Consider the following 21101-nt stretch of genomic DNA (forward strand, 5'->3'; position numbering starts at 1 on the left):
GATGAACTTCTCGAAATTCTTCATTACCCGGCCGATTTTCGCCGCGGTGCTGTCGCTGGTGCTGCTGATTGCGGGTTCGATCTCGCTGTTCCAGCTGCCGATCAGTGAATACCCCGAGGTGGTGCCGCCCACCGTGGTGGTGCGTGCCAACTTCCCGGGCGCCAACCCCAAGGTCATTGGCGAAACCGTTGCCGCGCCGCTGGAGCAGGCCATTACCGGTGTGGAGAACATGCTGTACATGTCTTCCCAGTCCACCGCAGACGGCAAGCTGACGCTGACCATCACCTTCGCCCTGGGCACCGACCTGGACAACGCCCAGGTGCAGGTGCAGAACCGCGTCACCCGTACCCAGCCCAAGCTGCCAGAAGAGGTGACGCGTATCGGTATCACCGTTGACAAGGCCTCGCCCGACCTGACCATGGTCGTGCACCTGACCTCACCGGACAACCGCTACGACATGCTCTACCTGTCCAACTACGCCATCCTCAACATCAAGGACGAGCTGGCACGCCTGGGCGGCGTTGGCGATGTGCAGCTGTTCGGCATGGGCGACTACTCGCTGCGCGTGTGGCTGGACCCGAACAAGACCGCTTCGCGCAACCTCACCGCCAGCGATGTGGTCGCGGCCATCCGCGAGCAGAACCGCCAGGTGGCCGCCGGCCAGCTGGGCGCCCCGCCCGCCCCCGGTTCCACCAGCTTCCAGCTGTCGATCAACACCCAGGGCCGTCTGGTCAACGAGGAAGAGTTCGAAAACATCATCATCCGTGCCGGTGCCGATGGCGAGATCACGCGCCTGAAAGATATCGCCCGGGTCGAGCTCGGCTCCAGCCAGTACGCCTTGCGCTCGCTGCTGAACAACCAGCCAGCGGTGGCGATCCCGATTTTCCAGCGCCCAGGCTCCAACGCCATCGAGATCTCCGATGAAGTGCGGGCGAAAATGGCCGAACTGAAGAAGGACTTCCCTGAAGGGATGGACTACAGCATCGCCTATGACCCGACCATCTTCGTGCGCGGCTCCATCGAAGCAGTCGTGCACACCCTGTTTGAAGCCCTGGTGCTGGTCGTGCTGGTCGTCATCCTGTTCCTGCAGACCTGGCGTGCCTCGATCATTCCGCTGCTGGCTGTGCCGGTATCGTTGATCGGCACCTTTGCGGTGATGCACCTGTTTGGCTTCTCGCTCAACGCCTTGTCGCTATTTGGGTTGGTGTTGGCCATCGGCATCGTGGTGGACGACGCCATCGTCGTGGTGGAAAACGTCGAGCGCAACATCGGGCTGGGCCTTAAACCGCTGGAAGCCACGCAAAAAGCCATGAGCGAAGTGACCGGGCCGATCATTGCCACCGCCTTGGTGCTGTGCGCCGTGTTCGTCCCTGCGGCCTTCATTTCGGGCCTTACCGGGCAGTTCTACAAGCAGTTCGCCCTGACCATCGCCATTTCCACCGTGATCTCGGCGTTCAACTCGCTGACCCTGTCGCCGGCCCTGGCTGCCGTGCTGCTCAAGGACCACCATGCGCCCAAGGACCGTTTCTCACGGTTCCTCGACAAGCTGCTGGGCAGCTGGCTGTTCTCCCCGTTCAACCGTTTCTTCGACCGCGCCAGCCACCGCTACGTGGGTGGCGTGCGCCGTGTCATCCGCTCCAGCGGCATCGCCCTGTTCGTCTATGCCGGCCTGATGGGCCTGACCTACCTCGGCTTCTCGTCCACGCCGACCGGTTTCGTGCCGGCCCAGGACAAGCAGTACCTGGTGGCCTTTGCCCAGTTGCCTGACGCCGCCAGCCTCGACCGTACCGAGGCGGTGATCAAGCGCATGAGCGAAATTGCCCTGAAGCAACCTGGCGTGGCCGACTCGGTGGCCTTCCCTGGCCTGTCGATCAACGGTTTCACCAACAGCCCGAACAGCGGCATTGTGTTCACCCCGCTCAAGCCGTTTGATGAGCGCAAGGACCCGAGCCAGTCGGCCGCTGCCATCGCGGCTGCACTCAATGCCCAGTTCGCCGATATCCAGGACGCCTACATCGCGATCTTCCCGCCGCCGCCAGTACAGGGCCTGGGCACAATCGGCGGCTTCCGCCTGCAAATCGAAGACCGTGGCAACCTGGGTTACGAAGCGCTGTACAAAGAAACCCAGAACATCATCGCCAAAAGCCACAACGTGCCGGAGCTGGCGGGCCTGTTCACCAGCTACCAGGTCAACGTGCCGCAGGTTGATGCCGCCATCGACCGGGAAAAGGCCAAGACCCACGGCGTGGCGATCACCGACATCTTCGACACCTTGCAGGTTTACCTGGGCTCGCTGTACACCAACGACTTCAACCGCTTTGGCCGCACGTACCAGGTCAACGTCCAGGCTGAGCAGCAGTTCCGCCTCGATGCCGAGCAGATCGGCCAGTTGAAAGTGCGCAACAACCTCGGCGAGATGATTCCGCTGGCGACCTTCCTCAAGGTCAGCGACACCTCCGGGCCAGACCGCGTCATGCACTACAACGGGTTCATCACCGCAGAAATCAACGGTGCAGCAGCCCCGGGCTACAGCTCTGGCCAGGCCGAAGCTGCCATCGAGAAGCTGCTGAAAGAGGAACTGCCCAACGGCATGACCTTCGAGTGGACCGACCTGACCTACCAGCAAATCCTCTCGGGTAACACCGCGCTGCTGGTGTTCCCTCTGTGCGTGCTGCTGGCGTTCCTGGTGCTGGCCGCCCAGTACGAAAGCTGGAGTTTGCCGCTGGCGGTGATCCTGATCGTACCGATGACCCTGCTGTCGGCCATTACCGGTGTGATCGTGTCAGGTGGCGACAACAACATCTTCACCCAGATCGGACTGATCGTGCTGGTGGGCCTGGCGTGCAAGAACGCGATCCTGATCGTCGAGTTCGCCAAGGATGAGCAGGCCAAAGGGCTTGATCCGCTGGCTGCGGTACTGGAAGCCTGCCGCCTGCGCCTGCGGCCGATCCTGATGACGTCGATTGCCTTCATCATGGGTGTGGTTCCGCTGGTGTTCAGCTCCGGTGCCGGCTCGGAAATGCGCCATGCCATGGGTGTGGCGGTGTTCTCGGGGATGATTGGCGTGACCGTGTTCGGCCTGTTCCTGACCCCGGTGTTCTTCTTCCTGATCCGCCGTTTCGTCGAGCGCCGCCAGGCCCGCAAGGCCGAACACGCTCAAGTGCTGGAGAACCATGCATGAACCTGCTCAAACCCCTGACCCCAAGCCTGCTGGCACTGGCCCTGGCGGCCTGTGCGGTAGGCCCGGACTACCAGGCCCCGGCCACCGAACCTGCACAACTGAACAGTGATGTGCAGGCCAAGGCCTATGACCGTAGCCGCTTCGAAAGCCTGTGGTGGAAGCAGTTCGACGACCCGGTGCTCAACCAGCTGGTACAGGCTTCGCTGGACGGCAACCGTGACTTGCGCGTGGCCTTCGCCCGTCTGAAATCCGCCCGTTCGATCCGCGAAGACGCCGAGAACGACCAGTTCCCGGTCGTGACCAGCCGCGCCAGCAGCGACATCGGCAAAGGCCAGATCCCCGGCCAGACCACGCAGCGGGTGAACAGCGAGCGCTACGACCTGGGCCTGGACATGGCCTGGGAGCTTGACCTGTTCGGCCGCATCCAGCGTCAGATCGAAGCCAGCGAGGCCCAGGAAGCGGTAGCTGCCGCCGACCTGCAACAGTTGCAGGTCAGCCTGATCGCCGAATTGGTCGATGCCTATGGGCAGCTGCGCGGTGCGCAACTGCGCGAGAAAATCGCCCTGGCAAACCTCAAGACCCAGCAGGAGTCGCGGACCATTACCGAAACCCTGCGCGATGCCGGTGTGGGCAACGACCTCGATGTCGTGCGTGCCGATGCACGCCTGGCCGGGGTCGAAGCCACCGTGCCGCAACTGCAGGCCGAACAGGCCCGGGCGCGGCACCGCATCGCCACCCTGCTCGGCCAGCGCCCTGACGCGCTCAGCGTAGACCTGTCGCCCAAGGCCCTGCCGGCCATCGCCAAGGCATTGCCGGTGGGCGACCCGGGGGAGCTGCTACGCCGTCGTCCGGACATCCGTAGCGCCGAACGCCAGCTGGCTGCCGCCACCGCCAATGTCGGCGTGGCCACGGCAGACCTGTTCCCTCGCGTCAGCCTCAGTGGCTTCCTTGGCTTTACCGCCGCTCGCGGCTCGCAGATCGGCTCCTCGGCAGCCAATGCCTGGGCGTTGGGCCCCAGCATTACCTGGGCGGCCTTCGACCTGGGCAGCGTGCGGGCCCGCCTGCGCGGTGCCAAAGCCGATGCCGAAGGGGCTCTGGCCAACTACGAACAGCAGGTATTGCTGGCCCTGGAAGAGTCGGCCAACGCCTTCAGCGATTACGACAAGACCCAGCAGCGCCTGCTGTCGCTGATGCGCCAGAGCGACGCCAGCCGCAAGGCAGCGGAGCTGGCCTCGATTCGCTATCGCGAAGGCACGGTGGACTACCTGGTACTGCTCGACGCCGAGCGCGAGCGGCTGAGCGCTGAGGATGCGCAGGCCCAGGGGGAGGTCGATCTGTACCGCGGCATCGTCTCCATCTACAAAGCCCTGGGCGGCGGCTGGCAACCGCAGACGGTGGCCAGCGCACGCTGATACACCCGTTCAAACGACTCCTTTGGTTGGCTCCTCCCCCAACCGTTTGCCCCGCAGGCCTTGGTCGGCGGGGCTTTTTTATGTCGTTGAATTTTCAGCGCCTGCGAGATCGAGCGCCGCCCGCGCGGCGCATCGCGAGCTGCGCTCGCTCCTACGTTTGTTTCGGGCCAATCGAAACCTGCGAGATACGCGCGCGACCGCCTTGATGCCTGCACTCGGTTGCATTTACCCCCCGGCTGGCCCAAGCTCTGCCCTTCCCGCCACCACGGACCGTCCGATGCACAGACGCAACCGCTACCTGATCGCCCTGCTGCTGTTGATCCTGGTATCGGCCCTGTTCGGTTACCTGTGGCGCGATGAGCAGCCAGCCCCGCCGACCTTGCCTGCACACAGCTATGCCAAGGCGCTGCGCCAGGCCCATGACGGCCAACCCGGCGCTGCGCGCGTGCTGTACCAGCAATTGCAACGCGACGACCTGCCCCCTATCCGCCGCGCTGCACTGTATGCCGAGTTACCCAACTACCCCTCCCCCCAGGCATTGAAACTCGCCCGCCAGGACCTGGAGCATGCCGACCCGCTGGTGCGCCGTGCGGCCATTTCCGGTATCCGCCGCCTGCTGCCGGCGGCGCAGCGCAGCCTGGTGCTCGGCCCACTGCTGGACGACGACGAACAAAGCGTGCGCTTTGCTGCCGTGGATGCGCTGCTAGGCCTCGACCCCGATGCTATCGGCCTGTACTTCGGCCCGTTGCAGGCAGCCCTTGAACACTACCAGCAGGCGCTCGAGCAACAACCCGAGGATGCCGACGCCCAGGTACACCTGGCCCGCCTGTACCTGCACGAAAACGACTACGCCCAGGCAGCCGCGGCCCTGCAGCGCGCGCTGGACGTTGCACCCGGCAACCTCGACGCCTTGGCCACCCAGGTGCGTTTGCTGGAGCGTCAGGGCCAGCACGATGCCTCGCGCCAGGTCCTGGGCAAAGCCTTGGCACTCAGCCCCGACTCAGCCTTCCTGCAGTACGAGCTTGGGCTCTGGCTGATCCGCCACGAGCAACGTGAATACGCCTTGCTTGCCTTGTCCCGCGCCGTCGAACTGGACCCGGACAACGCCGATTACCGCTATACGCTGGCAGTCACTCTGCACGAACTGGAACAACTCGACGCAGCCCAAAAGCAGCTGGAAACCGTGCTCAACCGGGAGCCGGCCAACCGCCGCGCTCGAGTGCTGCTGATCCAGTACTGGAAAGAGACCGGGCAATTGCAGAACGTTCAAGTGCTATTGGCCGAGCTGGAACGGCAGAACCCGGACGACCCCGCACTGCAGCAAGGCCTATAGGCAATATCTGACTATTGTTGAACCCAGGCCGTTTACCAAGGGTCCAGTGGGTATCAGGCCACCCCTGCAGGAGAGTCGTTTTGTCCCATTCATTGGCGCTGGATGAACGTGCCTTGATCCTGGCACCCCCGCCATTAGCGGCGGATACCTCGCGCCTGCTCGCCTCAGCCGGCATCAATAGCCTGTGCACCGTTGACCTGTCCAACCTGCAGACTTGCCTGGCAGAAGGCGCAGGCCTGGCAATCATTGCCGAGCAAGTGTTCGACAACGGCCCCAGTGCGTTGCTGCAAGCATTCATCGACCAGCAACAGAGCTGGTCGGACCTGCCCATCGTGCTGCTCATGCAGGGTGCCTGGTCGGCCGCTTGTGCAGGCAACCACCCAGTGGGCAATCTTTTGCTGCTGGTCGCCCCGTTCGACAACGACCAACTGCTGCACATGACCCGATCCGCCTTGCGCAACCGACGACGGCAATACGCTGCACGCGACCAGTTGCACGACCTGCAGCAGCGCCTGAACACACTGGGAGTGCCGCCAGAGAAGGAACACAAACCCAGCGAGTTCGCCTGCTACGAGACACGCAAGATGGAAGCCATTGGCCAACTGGCCGGGGGTGTTGCTCACGACTTCAATAACCTGCTTACCAGCATTGGCGGCAGCTTCGAACTGATTGAAAGGCGCCTGCATCAAGGCCGCAGCGATGGCCTTGACAGCGTACTGCGGATGGGACGTGAGGCAGTAACACGCGCCGCTCGCGTGACCCACCGCTTGCTGGCCTTCTCCTCCCGTCAATCGCTGAACAGCCAGCGTGTCGACCTGCACGGCCTGCTCGAGGTGAAACGCCTGAAAACCTGCCTCAACCCTGCCATAACGTTACACGTGCATACCGCCAAAGACCTGTGGCCCGTAGAAGCTGATGCCAAACAGTTGCAGGAAGCCCTCGACAACCTGCTGTTCAATGCCTCAGAAGCCATGCCCAGTGGCGGCCAGCTGCGAGTCGAGGCAAGCAACCAGCATATCCCCAGCAAGCAGTTCACCAGTGGAGCTCTGTGTCCTGGTGACTACCTGCGCCTGAGCATCATCGATGACGGCCAGGGCATGGCGCAAAGCACCCTTGAGCGCGCTTTCGAGCCGTTTTTCAGTACCAAGGCGATCGGCCAGGGTATCGGCCTCGGCCTGTCGATGGTCTACGGCTTCAGCAGGCAGTCTCACGGGCATCTCGCACTGCACAGCCAGATTGGCCTGGGCACTCGGGTAGACCTGTACCTGCCGCGCCATATCGGCCAGGCAACGGCACCAAGCAAGCCGATACCTGTGCAGGAGAGCCAGGGCCGTCACGTGCTGGTGGTCGAAGACGACCCCCATGTGCGCCAATTGTTGTGCCAGGCACTGCGTGAGAGCGGCTTCCCCTGCCGCAGCGCGGCCAACGCCACCCAAGGGCTCAAGGTGTTGCGCTCCTCTCAACCCGTGGATTTGCTGGTCAGCGACATCGGCCTGCCCGGTATGAATGGCCGTCAACTGGCCGAAATTGCCCGCAGCCTGCATCCACATTTGCCCGTGCTGTTCATCACCGGCTACGCGGAAACGGCCATGGCCCGCGAGGGTTTTTTGGGCACGGGCATGCACTTGATCTGCAAACCATTCGAACTGAAAGACTTGCAGACGCAGGTCACGCAGATTCTGGGCCGCCCCTGAACCCCGTCATTGTTCGAGCATGCTTAGCGCCTGATCGGCAAGGTCCGCCAGCAAAAACGGCTTGTTCATCAATGCCGTTCCCGGCTGATCAAGCAGCTGCGCTTCAACAGGATGGTCAGCGTAGCCGGTGATGAACAGGATCTTCTGCGAAGGAAGCTGCATGCGCATGGCCTTGGCCACTTGCCGGCCACTGAAGCCGCCGGGTAAACCGATGTCGGTAATCACCAGGTCGAAGGGGCCATCAAGGCGAAAGCGCTCCAGCGCAGCATTGGCGTCACTCGCATCAGTGACCACAAAACCGCGTTCAGTCAGGTACTCGCGCATCACGGCACGCAAGTTCAGCTCGTCATCGACCAGTAACAGGCGCTCACCCTGGGCCATGCGCTGGGAACGTTGCACTGGCTTCGGCGCTTCGGGTGCCGGGTCGTGGCACCTTGGGAAAAGCATGGAAACCCTGGCCCCCTGATTCGGGCTCGACTCGATCCAGGCGTATCCCCCCGATTGACCGACAAAACCATACACCATCGATAGCCCAAGCCCGGAACCACGGCCGATGGGCTTGGTGGTGAAGAACGGCTCAAAAGCCCTGGCAATGTCGCGCGTCGAAAAGCCGTGGCCGTCGTCCTCCACATGCAAGGCAACGTAGTCGCCTGGCGGCAGCCCATTTTCATCAGGGAAGCTGGCCGTCAACCGCTCGTTGACGCTGCGTACAGTGACATTGCCACGTTCCAGGCAGGCCTCCCGGGCATTGGCGCAGAGGTTGACCAAGGCATTTTCAAGTTGGGTAACGTCAAGGCATACGGCCCACGGCGCGACATCCAGTTGCCAGTGCAAGCGCATCTCTGCGCCCAGCGTCTTCAATAGCAACGGCTCGCTTAGCCGCAACTGCCGGTTGAAGTCCAGGGGCTTGGGTGCAAGCGGTTGATGCCGAGAGAATGCCAGCAGGCGATGGGTCAGTTCCATGGCGCGTAAGACCGATTCGCGAGCGACCTCCAAATAGGCGTCAACACGCTCCAGGCGGCCATCCTGAAGGCGCCGCTGCAGCAGTTCCAGGCTGCCACCGATGCCAGACAGCAGGTTGTTCATCTCATGGCCCATGCCGCCGGCCAACTGGCCAACCACCTCCATGCGTTCGCTATTGCGCATCAGCGCTTCAGACTTACGCGCGGCCTCTTCGCGGTCTTCGGTGATATCCCGACCGACTGCCGTCAACAGGCTGCCATTGAACCGGGCACTCCAGCGGAACCAGTGATAATGGCCATCGCAGTGACGCAAGCGCGTCTCCAGTTGCTCGGTATTGCGGTATTGCAGGAACCCGGAGACTGCCACTTGTACCTCGGCGCGATCCGCCGGATGCACCAGCTCCAGCACCGGCACATCGTGAACCTGCTCCTCGGACCAGCCCAGAATGCGGTACCAGGCGGGGTTAACGGCATGCAGCTTGAGTTCAGGGGTAACCGTCATCATTGCATCCGGGGACAGTTGCCAGATCTGCTCGCGCTCGGCCACATGGCGCGCTATCTGTCGTTCATAGCCCTGCACCTGCTCACGCCAATGATGGTACGCCTCCACACTGGCCGTGGTCTCGATCACCTTGTGCAGAAACCCCGCCACGTTTCCAAATTCATCGCGCAGGGGTGCATAACCGAACGCGCACCACAGCGGCTCGTTGCCTTCGACGCAGACGAGCAGGGGCTGGTCCTCGACAAAGTTCGAACGCCCTTCAAGCGCCTTGAATACCCAGGGCCCCATTGCCTCCCAGAGGTCACTCCAGAGCGCATCGAACGCATTGCCCAGCGCATCCGGCCTGGCGGCCCGCAGCGCCCGGTAGCCATCATTGTGCACCACGCAGAGGTCTGCCCCCCAGACCACTGCGCAAGGAAACGGTGACGAGTGCATCATGTCGACGGCAATGCGCAACGAGGCCGACCAACGTGGCAACGGCCCAAGTGATGTGTGCCCCCAGTCGAACTGCGCAATTCGTTGGCTCATCAGATCGAGCGGTGCCGATACGGGCGTTTTCAAGGTGAGCTCCCGCGCAGGCTTGCGCGGCGTACCGTGTGCGGGCAATAGCGTTACTCCACCAATGCGTAGATTACCTCGGTTCCGAGGCTGCCCCGGAGGGGTTCGTTCACGTTAGCACAGCACAAGCTGCGCACGATGGCGGACTTGCGCCTGGCAGCTATGCTGATTAGGTTTTCCCCTGGGCCAGGGAGCAACGGCCCATTCAGGTTGCCGACAGGAGCATGGTCATGAGCAAGAAAATGCTGGTAGTGCTGACCAATACAGCCAAGTATCCGACCTTGAATCGGGCGACCGGGCTGTGGCTGGGTGAAGCGGTGCACTTTGTCGAAAAAGTCGAAAAGGCCGGCTACACGGTCGATTATGTAAGCCCTGAGGGTGGCTACGTCCCTGTCGACCCACACAGCCTGCAGATGGCCCCCGACCTGGACTGGCAATGGTATGACGACAAGCGTTTCATGACGCGGCTGGGCACAAGCTTGAGCCCTGGCCAGGTAAGAGCCGACGAATACAGCGTCATCTACTACACCGGCGGCCACGGTGTGATGTACGACTTCGCCGATAACCAGCCGCTGCAAGAGGTGGCACGCAGGATCTACGAGAAAGGGGGTATCGTTGCCGCGGTCTGCCACGGCGTAGTCGGCCTGCTCAATATCAAGCTCAGCGACAACAGCCTGCTGCTTAAAGACCGCAAGGTGACCGGGTTTTCTAATATTGAGGAAAAACTGGTCGAACTGGACAACATAGTGCCGTTCCTGACAGAAAACGAGCTAGGTGGCCGTGGTGGGGTATACAGCAAACATGAGGACCCGTGGAAACCCTACGTGATCGGGGATGGTCAGCTGATCACCGGGCAGAACCCTGCCTCCACTGCACTGCTCGCGGACAAAGTACTGGCAAAACTCGACGGTAGATAAAGCCTTACATCAGCCTTTTGGTTTTCCTGCCCCGCAAACTGCACGCGGACTACAGCCGGCCGATCAAATGAACGCTTAGGCTCATGGCTCAGCTGTACACCTCGAACAGCTAGGCCGGAGAGCGATTGCGCTATGTTGAAAATCATGCACGCCGGGCGTCGCCTGCGGGAGCTGCTGCTACTTGCTACGGTGGCCCTGGTGCCTGTGGTTTCAGGTTTGCTGGTGATGATTGTCCAGTTGGAAATGAAGCTTGCGGAAAACGCGACCATCTCAGTCAAGGAGGCGGTATTCAGCGTTGACCAGGCACTGAACCGCATGCATGAAGCTGCCCAGCGTACCCTGCCGCTTGCAGGCCAAGCTTGCGACAGCGTCAAAAAAATGCTGCAGGAACAGGTCATGAGCCGCTCCATGCTCAGGTCGCTTACCCTGGTCGAAAGTAACAAGGCCTATTGCAGCAGTACTTCAGATTCCCTGGAAGACCTATCGTCCTTTGCCTTGTCCGGCAAACAGGTCGAACTGTCCTACGGGCAACCCGACAAACGCCGCAAGCTGGTTGTCAACTATCACTTGCAGGGCATGAACGGTAGCGTGATCGTGACCGCCTATGCCACCCAGCTACGCAGCGAACTGGATGGTTTTCAGGATGGGCTGACACTGCTGCTGGAGTTCGACGACCGCTACATCTGGAGCCAAGGCGACAGCCGTGACGCACAGCGCCCCTCGCAGTCCGAGTTCTTTGCAAGCGCGGTGTCTTCCAGGTATGGATACAGGGTAAAAGGCGGTTACGCCGAGGGCTTCACCGCACAGGAAATCCACCAGTCGATGATGCAGATCGTTCCATCATTGACGCTGGTAGGGATCGCGACCGCCTCGATTGTCTACCTGGGTTTGTTCAGGGCACGGGCCCACAGGCGTGGGGCGGCCACCGAGCATGCATGATGGCGGCGCCCCTCCAGCAGGTTCAGTCGGTGCTCAGCACGCCACGGCGTACCTGGTCGCGCTCGATGGATTCGAACAATGCCTTGAAGTTGCCTTCGCCAAAGCCATCATCCCCTTTGCGCTGGATGAACTCGAAGAACACCGGGCCGAGCAGGGTTTCCGAGAAAATCTGCAACAATAGGCGCTTGTCTTCAGGTTGAGACGCACCATCGAGGAGGATACCGCGAGCTTGCAACTGGTCGACCGGCTCACCATGGCCAGGCAACCGCTCTTCGAGCATTTCGTAGTAAGTTTGCGGCGGCGCCGTCATGAAGCGCATGCCGAAGCCTTTCAGGGCGTCCCAGGTCTTGAGCAGGTCGTCGGTAAGGAAGGCCACGTGCTGGATACCTTCGCCGTTGAACTGCATCAGGAACTCTTCGATCTGCCCGGCGCCCTTGGACGATTCTTCGTTGAGCGGGATACGGATCATGCCATCGGGAGCCGTCATGGCCTTGGACGTCAGGCCGGTATATTCACCCTTGATATCGAAGTAGCGGATCTCGCGGAAATTGAACAGCTTCTCGTAGAAGCCAGCCCAGTAGGCCATGCGCCCGCGGTACACGTTGTGGGTGAGGTGGTCGATGATCTTCAGGCCGGCACCCACCGGGTTGCGGTCCACACCTTCGATGAAGTTGAAGTCGATGTCGTAGATCGAGCTGCCTTCGTCGAAGCGGTCGATCAGGTACAGCGGCGCACCACCGATGCCTTTGATCGCCGGCAAGCGCAGTTCCATCGGGCCGGTTTCGATTTCCACCGGCTGGGCGCCCAGTTCCAGAGCTCGGGCATAGGCCTCATGGGCATTGCGCACGCGGAACGCCATGCCGCACACCGACGGGCCGTGTTCGGCGGCAAAGTACGAGGCGATGCTCTTGGGTTCGTTGTTCAGGATCAGGTTGATGCCACCTTGGCGGTACAGGTGCACATCCTTGGAACGGTGGCTAGCCACCTTGGTGAAGCCCAGTATCTGGAACACCGGTTCGAGTACGCCAGGGGTAGGCGAAGCCAGTTCGATGAATTCGAAACCCATCAGGCCCATTGGATTTTCAAAGATATCAGCCATGTTCGTGTCCTCATCTGCAGCGAAAAATTATAGATTGCGCGGGATGTAGAACAGAAATGGCGGGGAGCAAGGGATACCACGCACGCTGCGGGCGAGGTAGTCACCTATGATCAGCTTGAACCCATGGTATGTCATATGGACCCATTCTCGGCGGGCTTGATCCTTCGGAATTGAAGGACCTTATTGTTGTATTCGTAAATGGATTCTACATTGCGTAAAAACGTTTGTCGCGTTTTAGTTGCCCCCCCGTTCCGACAAGCGGCTATTCTCTCGTTACCCTCAACACAGATTATTCCAGCATGCCCCTTACCGCTAAACGCCGCGCCCGCCTGGGCTGGCGCAACCTGCTGCCCTGGGTCGTCGGCGTGCTGCCGGTATTGTGCGGCCTTGCCGTGATGAACTGGCAGGTCGAGCGCGAGATGCAGACCAACAGCCAGGCCACCACACGCCAAGCGGTGGAGCATCTCGAACGCATCCTCGACAACCTGTCCGGCGCTGCCAATGCGCTCCTGCCCCTGACTACCCTCCCTTGCGACCAGGCCAAGCTTATGCTGCGTGCCCAGGTAACTCGCAATGCCTTCGTACGCTCGACCAACCTGTTCAGGCACAACAACCTTTATTGCACCTCGCTGTTCGGCGAATTCGACGAGCCGGTCAACGCTAGCGACTACACAGACGGCAAACTGTGGCTGATGGACGGCAACTCGGTCACCCCGGGGCATCCGCTATTGGTGTACCGCGCCAGCGACGGCGACCACGGCGCAATCACCACGGTCGATGGCGACCACCTGCTGACAGCACTGCGCCTGATCGGCCCCGATGAAGACCTGCAAATACGCGTGGGCGATGCCTGGATGGGCAAGGATGGCGTGGTACACAAAGGCGTGCCCCCTGCGGCCGCCAGCGCCAATGTGCTGTTGGGCTCGACGCGTTACCCGTTCAGCGTGCAAGGCGGCTACAGCGCCGACAAGCAAGGACAGCTGCTGCGCAGCCACTACCCTGCCCTGCTCAGCCTGCTGCTGGTGCTGGGTGCCGTGGCCGCACTGGCTTGCCGCTGGCAGATTCGCCGCGCCACCTCACCCCGCGCCGAACTGGATCGGGCCCTGCAGGCAGACGAATTCCTGCCGTACTTCCAGCCGGTGGTGCGCAAGGGCGATTACCGCTGGGCCGGTGCCGAAGTGCTGATGCGCTGGAACCACCCACGAGAAGGCCTGGTCCGCCCTGACCTGTTCATTCCCTATGCCGAGCACAGCGGGCAGATAGTCGCGATGACCCGATCGCTGATGATGCACACTGCCCAGAGCCTCGCGCCCTATGCCGGGCTGCTGGGGGACGGTTTCCACATCGGGGTCAACATTACCGCCGACCACTGCCGTGACTTGCGCCTGCTGGACGACTGCCGCACCTTCCTGCAGCACTTTCCGCCCGGCCGGGTGGTGCTGACCCTGGAGCTGACCGAGCGCAAGCTGATCGAACCCACCCCCGTGACCCTGGAACTGTTCGAGAAGCTGCATGCCATGGGGGTGATGATTGCACTTGATGATTTTGGCACCGGGCAGTCAAGCCTCAATTACCTGCGCCAGTTCAAGGTCGACTACCTGAAAATCGACCAAAGCTTCGTCGCCATGATCGGCGGCGACGCGCTGTCGCTGCACATTCTCGAAACCATCATCGAGCTGTCAGCCAAACTTGGCCTTGGCATCGTTGCCGAAGGTGTCGAAACCGACACCCAGCGCGACTACCTGGCCCGCCATGACGTGGACTTCCAGCAAGGCTACCTGTTCGCCAGGCCCATGCCGGCGGCGCAGTTCCTTGAGGCACTGACCGCACATCCGGGCGCGTCACGGTTGCCGCAAGACGCGCCCCCTGAGATCATGCGCGGCTGATCCAGCCGCTCAACTCCCCTATTCGAGGCACTCGTGTCAAAAGGCATTGTTTCATCGGTCATGGCGTCCTGTTTGTTCGCTGTGATGTACTTCTATACCTCGCTGCTCACGCCACTCGATGGCGAAGAGATCTTTGGCTGGCGCACCCTGCTGACACTGCCCTGCCTCACCTTGTTCATGCTTGTGTCGAAAGACTGGAAACGGGTAGGCGAGCTGCTGGCCCGGGTAAAACGTACGCCAGTGCTGTTGCTGGGCATGGTCGGTACGTCGTGGTTAATGGGCGTGCAGTTGTGGCTCTTCCTCTGGGCCCCCCTGCACGGGCGCAGCCTGGAAGTGTCGATGGGCTACTTTCTGCTGCCGCTGGCCATGGTCCTGACCGGGCGGCTGGTGTATGGCGAGCGCCTGTCGCGGCTGCAAAAGGTCGCCGTGGCCTGCGCCGCGCTGGGCGTAGGCCACGAGCTCTACCAAAATGGCAGTTTTGCCTGGGAGACCCTGCTGGTGACGATCGGCTACCCGATCTATTTCGTACTGCGCCGGCGTTGCCGCACTGACCACCTGGGTGGCCTGTGGTGCGACATGTGCCTGCTGCTGCCATGGGCGCTCTACTTCGTGATCCAGGGCCCGCTGTCGTCTGGCGACCTGCAGGCCCACCCAGGCCTTTATGCCTTGATCCCCGTCCTTGGGGCGATCAGCGCCTCAGCCCTGATCGCCTACGTGCTGGCCAGCCGCTTGCTGCCATTCAGCCTGTTCGGCCTGCTCAGCTACGTCGAGCCGGTGTTACTGGTGGGGGTCGCGCTGCTGCTGGGTGAAACCATCGGCCCGGATCAGTGGCTGACTTACCTGCCGATCTGGGCCGCGGTGCTGGTACTGGTGCTCGAAGGCTTCAAGCACCTGCTGCGCCAGCGTCGCCGCTCGGTATAAGCCGAACCTGGCGCACCCGCCGCTCTTCAACCGCTTCCACGGTGAGCGTCCAGCCATTCCACACCAGGCGGTCACCCACCATCGGCAGGCGATCGAGCAGGCTCATGACCAGGCCCGCGAGGGTCTGGTAATCGTCGGTGGCACGTGCGCTGAAGCCGGTACGTGCCTGTACCTGGCTCAGGTTCAGTGCACCGCTCACCACAAAGCCTTCACCCTCCTGGACAATGCCAGGGCCTTCAACTTCGCTGGCATCTGGCAGCTCACCGGCAATCGATTCAAGAATGTCGGTCATGGTCAACAGGCCGGTGAAGTCACCGAACTCGTTGATCACGAAGGCGATGTGGGTCGACTGACCACGCATCTGCTCCAGGGCGTTGAGGATGCTGAAGCTCTCCAGCAGGTTCAACGGCGCCCGTGCCATGCCTTCCAGGTCCGGATGGCTGCCCGACAACAACTCCTTGAGCAGCTCCTTTTTGTGCACGAAGCCCAGCGGTTCGTCGACACGGCCATCACGAATCAACGGCAGGCGCGAGTATGGCGAATTGGCCAAGGCCTGCGTGATGGCTTCGGCCGGCTGCGCCAGGTCGATCACATCGACTTCGGCACGTGCGGTCATCACCGTTCGGATAGGCCGCTCGGCCAGGTTAAGTACGCCACTGATCATGATCCGTTCACGGCGGTCGAACAGCACCTGTTCCTCGCCACCCTCAACCATGTCGGCGATTTCCTCGCCCACCTCGTCAGCCTCGACCCGGCGGCCGCCCAGCATGCGCAGCACGGCATGTGCGGTGCGTTCACGCAGCGGCCTGTGCTGCTGCAAGCTGCGCTTGCGACGGGCACGCGCCAACTGGTTGAACAGCTCGATCAGGATCGAGAAGCCGATCGCTGCGTACAGGTAGCCTTTCGGGATATGGAAGCCCAGGCCCTCGGCGGTAAGGCTGAAACCAATCATCATCAGGAAGCCCAGGCACAGCATGATCACCGTGGGGTGGGCGTTGACGAAGCGGGTCAGCGGCTTGCTGGCAACGATCATGATACCGATCGAGAAAATCACCGCGATCATCATCACCGACAGCTCTTCGACCATGCCCACCGCCGTGATCACCGCATCCAGCGAGAACACAGCATCCAGTACCACGATCTGAGCGACGATAGGCCAGAATGCGGCATGGCGCAGCGTGCCACTTGCCTGGGTGACATGGCCCTCCAGGCGCTCGTGCAGCTCCATGGTGGCCTTGAACAGCAGGAACACACCGCCGAACAGCATGATCAGGTCACGGCCCGAGAAGCTCTTGTCGAACACCTCGAACAGCGGCGCAGTCAGGGTGACCATCCACGAAATACTGGCCAGCAGGCCAAGGCGCATGATCAACGCCAGGCTCAGGCCGATCACCCGCGCGCGGTCTCGCTGATGGGGCGGCAGCTTGTCGGCCAGAATGGCGATAAACACCAGGTTGTCGATACCCAGCACCAGCTCGAGGACGATAAGCGTCAACAGGCCTAGCCAGGCCGTGGGGTCGGCTAGCCATTCCATTAGCGGGTACTCACGAGCGAAGCGTCACGAGGACGGAGGGGGGACGGCCTGAATGGCCAGAAACTGGGGGGCTCCGCGAAGGTGCTCATATAGACCTTGATAGCAAATTGGGACAAGAATCGTACAAGCACAGCAGGTTTATCTGATAGCGCAAAACTATTACAAAACCTTAAAGGAATTTGAGTCTGTATTTTTGTAGGTACTTTTCTTCAATACCGTCGACCGCCAGCAGCTGAAAATCATGGCTCCTTCCCACCACCGGATCTTTCTCATGAGCCTGTCCATGTCCATGGCCGCCTTCGCACTGGCGGCGTCAATTTCCCCCGGCCCGGTCAACATCATTGCCCTGAGCAGCGGCGCCAACCATGGCCTACGCGCCAGCCTGGCACATGTGGCTGGCGCCACGCTGGGTTTCTGCCTGTTGCTGGTGCTGGTCGGGCTGGGCTTGCACCAGCTGCTGGTGCGTTGGCCGCTGATGGGCCAGCTGCTGCACTGGGGCGGGGTAACGTTTCTGCTGTACATGGCGTGGAAACTTGCGCGCGATGATGGCCAACTGACCGGCATGCACTCGACACCCGCCCCCTCGGCCTGGCAAGGCGCGGCGATGCAATGGCTGAACCCCAAGGCCTGGCTGGCAGCAGTGGCCGGGGTCGGCGCTTATACCGGTGGTGAGCAGCACTTGCTGTGGTTGTTCACCTGGATCTACGGGCCGATCTGTTTCATTTCGGTGGCCAGCTGGGCATGGGCTGGCAGCGTGGTTCGCCAGTACCTGGGCAACCCACGGCACCTGCGCCTGCTCAATCGAGGGTTGGCGGTGTTGCTGGTGGGCAGTGCTGTCTACCTGGTTATCTGACGCCAGCCGCATTCCGATAATGACCCGGCGTCGCCGCCAGATGCTTTTTGAAAGCCCGCTGCAAGTGCGCTTGGTCTGCAAACCCGGCCTCCTGCGCAACCTCGGCAATCGCCCGCCCCTGACGCAACTGCGCCCTGGCCAGCTGAACACGCTGGTCGAGCAGGTAGCCATGCGGTGTCAGCCCATAATGTTGGCGGAAGGCTCGAATCAGATAGGCGCGCGACAGGCCGCACGCTGTGCAGATATCTTCAAGGCTCAGTGGATCGGTGCGATGAGCACGTATGAACGCTGCTGCCGCGCTCAGCCGCGGGTTGCCTTCGGCCCTCGCCTGGGCGTTGGCGCCGAGAAAGTCCGGCAATGCGCCAAACAGTTCTGCCAAGCGGCCTTCCCGATCAGGCACGCCCGCATCGAACAGGTCAGCGAACCCCTGCAACAACCGCTGGTACAACGCAGGCGAGCTGCTCCAGGTCTGCGTAGGCAATTTAAAGCCTTGCGCCTGTAGCCAGGACATATCGACGAACAGCATCAGGTAAGACCAGGGCTCAGCGTCGATGGGGTTGCAGGCATGCACAACACCCGGGTTCATCAGCACGGTGGTACCGGCCCCTACCTGGATGCGCAGGTCGCCGTTGAGGTAGGTACTTCGCCCACCCGTGATCACGCCGATTGAAAAGCTCTCATGGGAGTGCGCGGCGTAGCACACCTGGCGCCCGTCCCCTACCCGCCGGGCTTCGACAAAGGGCAATGCATGATCACGCCAGAACCGCGAAACCTCGATCATCCCCTTGCCCACTTGATGCTGACATTCACCGATACTACACGTTTACCGTGGAAGCAGGTCCAGCGTGCGCTCCACCTCTTCGATATCGATCCGGAAACCATCGCCATCCGGAATCCCGACCACAAAAGCGAAATGCTGATGGTCGCGATCGGTCAGGTATTTGTAGTAGCTCACAAACCGGTCAGGCGGCTGCAAGGTGAGCAGGCTACCACCGGGCTGCAGCACATTTACCCCATGCACCAATTGGCTGCCCTCCACGCCAATGACCACTTTTGCCCCGGCGCAGGCTGCAACAATACTCGGCACATCGGACTTGAGCGGGTTCACAACACGGAAACCGCGGGTGACACGCAGGTGCTCGGCGAGCTCCAGCTCATTGCGCAACAAGCGCAGGTCGCCGTCGCCGCCACGCAGCAGGAACACGCCAGGATGTGGGGCATGCGGCACGTGCGACAGCAATTTATCCCCCATGGCCCGGTAGCGGGCATGCCGGCTGCGGTTGTTGCCCTGATCATCGAACAGCACCAGCTCACGGAAAAACGCACTGCGCAGGCGCAGTGGCTTCATGCCCAGCCAGTCTTCATAGGCCGGGGCCTGGGTAAACAGCGGGTATCTGGCCGAGGGTGCGGTGGTCACCGGTATGCCCTCATTGCAGGCCAGCGCATAGGTTGGGCAATCTTCCATCAGCCAGGTGCCGAACCACGAATTGCCGTTTTGCGTGCAGTAGATGGCCGCGCGGTCTATTTCGTTGTCAACGATGATGGTCGGGAAGGTACTTGGCTTGAGCGACAGCCAGTGGCTGGCCTTGCCTTTGTACAACGCACCATCGACCAGCCACACATCCTTGATCAGGTAGCCGCGGGTTGGCCCTTGCAATGTGCTGATGCCACCCTCCATGGTGCGAGCGGGGTGCACGTAGGGGTAAAAACGCTTGCCCTCCCAGCCCGTTACCCGTTCCAGCTGGCCAGGCAGGAAAATGGCCGCCGGGGACACAGTGGTTTCGCCTGGAGCAATGTCCCAACTCCTGGTGGCGATGCTCTTGAGGTCGATGGCGGTATTCTTGCCCAGCCGCTTGCGCGCCATGTAACGATAGGCGGCCAAGGTCCAGGTGTGCTGCTTGGCCGCGGACGATGCACTGAACTGCGAGATGTCGCTCCCCATGAAGCGTCCTCCCCTGATGACGAAGTTTAAACCCTGGCGTAGAGCGCCAGATCAATGCATCCCTGGCAGTCACTCAGTTGCACGTGACTCTTTCCATGGTGGGCGGTGACTGCACGCTGGCATAACGGCTGCGCAGGGTTTCCACGAAGGGCTCACCCGCACCATTGCCACCGTAGAGATAAATCTTGTGCAGCCCCCCAAACACCATCTCGTGGTATCGGCTGGCAACCTCCTCATCGCTCGGGCCATCCGGCAACCCCAAGTGCAGCGTGAGTTTGTCGCCCTCCACTGCGAACATCGGCGTATCCCACAAGAACTTGGCTGTGCCGGTCTTTGGCAAGCGGACAAACAGATAGGCATGGTTGCCCAACGAGTCGATGTCTCCCCCGCGACGGCGCTTCCATTTCAGCAGGCCGTCGTCCGGGCGCGCGAGGCACAGCCCGATGTCGTAGTAATCGAAGCCCTGCTGCAGTGCCCACTCAAGCGCCATGAAGGTGGTGATCGAATTCACCTCACGCAACCTCTTGGCATCACTGAACACTGCCTCGCAGTAGCCGAAACGCAACGTGCTCCAGTACCGCTTGCCCCCGCGTACCACTTCACAACCCAAGTGGCAGCCGATCACTTCATCACCCAAGGTAATCAGGTCGAGCCGGCCGACGCTTTTGGCAATGCGGAACACTTCTTCCGTGGGGAACTGCGCAGCATGGATACCTTGCCTGGCGGTGGCATAGGGGCGCAGCAGCTCGCGGTCTGCCATGGCGATCTCGTCGTCCGACAGGGCTTGTCGCATCTGGTAGAGCGGGCGGTTCTTGCGGATGCTGCGCCGCAGTTCGCTGTCGTAGCGCGCCGTGATGTCCTCCAGCGAGCGGCCCAACGGTACTACAGCGCTCAGGTAATGCGGCACTGACAGCGCCCCAGACGAGGGTATTTCGCTGATGACCACTACATGGTTTGCAGCCGCCGTGGCACTTGCACTTTCTACGATCGAAGCACTGCCCTGGCCCTTGCCGCCGATCAGCAGCTTGGCCATTTCCCGCTGTTGCTTGCGGCCGATGTAAAGAATTTCGTAGGGGCTCTCCTGCTGTAGCCGAAACCTCGCTACTTCCCAGCGCCAGAAACAGGCGCGCGCCGCCATTTCTCGCACTTTGCTTGCCAACAGCCTCATTTCGTAGCGCTGGGAGGGTGACAGGAGCTTTCGCGCCACAGCCGTCAAGGTCTCTTTCATTTTTTCTTCGACGTCCTTTGAAGGGCTTTATGGTCTATCTGAAAAAGAGAAAAAATCAGCAAAAACACTTAACGCTTTGATTTTTATAGTTTGCCCTGAAACTTGCTTATCACATTCAGTAACAATTTAAGATGCCTGCA

Annotated in this window: 15 protein-coding genes; 9 read left to right on the plus strand and 6 right to left on the minus strand. The window is 61.4% G+C overall.

What is annotated here, in order from left to right; genetic code table 11:
- Position 1 precedes the first annotated feature (1 nt).
- From J3A71_RS16705 to J3A71_RS16720, 4 genes are all read left to right on the plus strand, one after another.
- Entirely contained in the window at positions 2-3181 is a 3180-nt protein-coding gene (locus J3A71_RS16705; protein WP_102667584.1) for an efflux RND transporter permease subunit, read from the plus strand.
- Positions 3178-4593 carry a TolC family protein gene (locus J3A71_RS16710; protein ID WP_016486702.1) on the plus strand — a complete coding sequence of 472 codons (1416 nt, stop codon included), beginning with the start codon at positions 3178-3180 and terminating at the stop codon, positions 4591-4593. The genes J3A71_RS16705 and J3A71_RS16710 overlap by 4 nt, the downstream gene beginning before the upstream one ends.
- 277 nt (positions 4594-4870) lie before the next feature.
- Positions 4871-5926, plus strand: a complete 1056-nt coding sequence (locus J3A71_RS16715; protein WP_016486701.1) for a HEAT repeat domain-containing protein — start codon at positions 4871-4873, stop codon at positions 5924-5926.
- A gap of 80 nt (positions 5927-6006) precedes the next feature.
- Positions 6007-7620, plus strand: coding sequence for a response regulator (locus J3A71_RS16720; RefSeq protein ID WP_096426017.1), 1614 nt, complete (start codon positions 6007-6009; stop codon positions 7618-7620).
- A 6-nt stretch (positions 7621-7626) separates the two neighbouring features.
- On the opposite strand, the gene J3A71_RS16725 is transcribed toward J3A71_RS16720, so the two are convergent.
- Positions 7627-9690: an ATP-binding protein gene (locus J3A71_RS16725; protein ID WP_016486699.1), complete on the minus strand. Its 2064-nt coding sequence runs from the start codon at positions 9688-9690 to the stop codon at positions 7627-7629.
- Between the two features lie 182 nt (positions 9691-9872).
- On the opposite strand from J3A71_RS16725, the gene J3A71_RS16730 reads away from it, so the two are divergent.
- Both J3A71_RS16730 and J3A71_RS16735 read left to right on the plus strand, forming a co-directional pair.
- The gene (locus J3A71_RS16730; RefSeq protein ID WP_096426016.1) at positions 9873-10559 is read left to right on the plus strand and encodes a type 1 glutamine amidotransferase domain-containing protein; all 687 of its coding nucleotides are present in this window, start codon (positions 9873-9875) and stop codon (positions 10557-10559) included.
- Between the two features lie 132 nt (positions 10560-10691).
- Positions 10692-11498, plus strand: coding sequence for a CSS-motif domain-containing protein (locus J3A71_RS16735; protein WP_016486697.1), 807 nt, complete (start codon positions 10692-10694; stop codon positions 11496-11498).
- Between the two features lie 22 nt (positions 11499-11520).
- Here J3A71_RS16735 and hppD read toward each other — a convergent pair whose 3' ends face one another.
- Positions 11521-12597, minus strand: a complete 1077-nt coding sequence (gene hppD, locus J3A71_RS16740) for a 4-hydroxyphenylpyruvate dioxygenase (protein ID WP_016486696.1) — start codon at positions 12595-12597, stop codon at positions 11521-11523.
- Positions 12598-12896: 299 nt separating this feature from the next.
- Here hppD and J3A71_RS16745 point away from each other — a divergent pair, with 299 nt between their 5' ends.
- Together J3A71_RS16745 and rarD are read left to right on the plus strand one after the other, a co-directional pair.
- Positions 12897-14483, plus strand: a complete 1587-nt coding sequence (locus J3A71_RS16745; protein ID WP_016486695.1) for an EAL domain-containing protein — start codon at positions 12897-12899, stop codon at positions 14481-14483.
- A gap of 33 nt (positions 14484-14516) precedes the next feature.
- Positions 14517-15404, plus strand: coding sequence for an EamA family transporter RarD (gene rarD, locus J3A71_RS16750; protein ID WP_024717647.1), 888 nt, complete (start codon positions 14517-14519; stop codon positions 15402-15404).
- On the opposite strand, the gene J3A71_RS16755 is transcribed toward rarD, so the two are convergent.
- A complete protein-coding gene (locus J3A71_RS16755; RefSeq protein ID WP_096426015.1) occupies positions 15367-16938 on the minus strand; it encodes a TerC family protein in 1572 nt (523 codons plus the stop codon). The two genes, rarD and J3A71_RS16755, sit on opposite strands and share 38 nt — an antisense overlap.
- Before the next feature lie 271 nt (positions 16939-17209).
- Between J3A71_RS16755 and J3A71_RS16760 the strand changes: the two genes are divergently transcribed.
- Entirely contained in the window at positions 17210-17791 is a 582-nt protein-coding gene (locus tag J3A71_RS16760) for a LysE family translocator (protein WP_016486692.1), read from the plus strand.
- On the opposite strand, the gene J3A71_RS16765 is transcribed toward J3A71_RS16760, so the two are convergent.
- The 3 genes from J3A71_RS16765 to J3A71_RS16775 form a co-directional block, all read right to left on the minus strand.
- Positions 17784-18572, minus strand: coding sequence for an AraC family transcriptional regulator (locus tag J3A71_RS16765; protein ID WP_095117148.1), 789 nt, complete (start codon positions 18570-18572; stop codon positions 17784-17786). The genes J3A71_RS16760 and J3A71_RS16765 overlap by 8 nt on opposite strands.
- Before the next feature lie 42 nt (positions 18573-18614).
- Complete coding sequence (locus J3A71_RS16770) at positions 18615-19733, minus strand: glycosyltransferase family 61 protein (RefSeq protein ID WP_016486690.1); 1119 nt, start codon at positions 19731-19733, stop codon at positions 18615-18617.
- Between the two features lie 73 nt (positions 19734-19806).
- On the minus strand, positions 19807-20961 hold the full coding sequence (locus J3A71_RS16775) for a hypothetical protein (protein ID WP_023048164.1): 1155 nt from the start codon (positions 20959-20961) through the stop codon (positions 19807-19809).
- Positions 20962-21101 lie beyond the last annotated feature (140 nt).

Origin of the sequence: Pseudomonas sp. PvP089 (assembly GCF_017875165.1) — a bacterium.
GTDB lineage: Bacteria > Pseudomonadota > Gammaproteobacteria > Pseudomonadales > Pseudomonadaceae > Aquipseudomonas > Aquipseudomonas fortuita.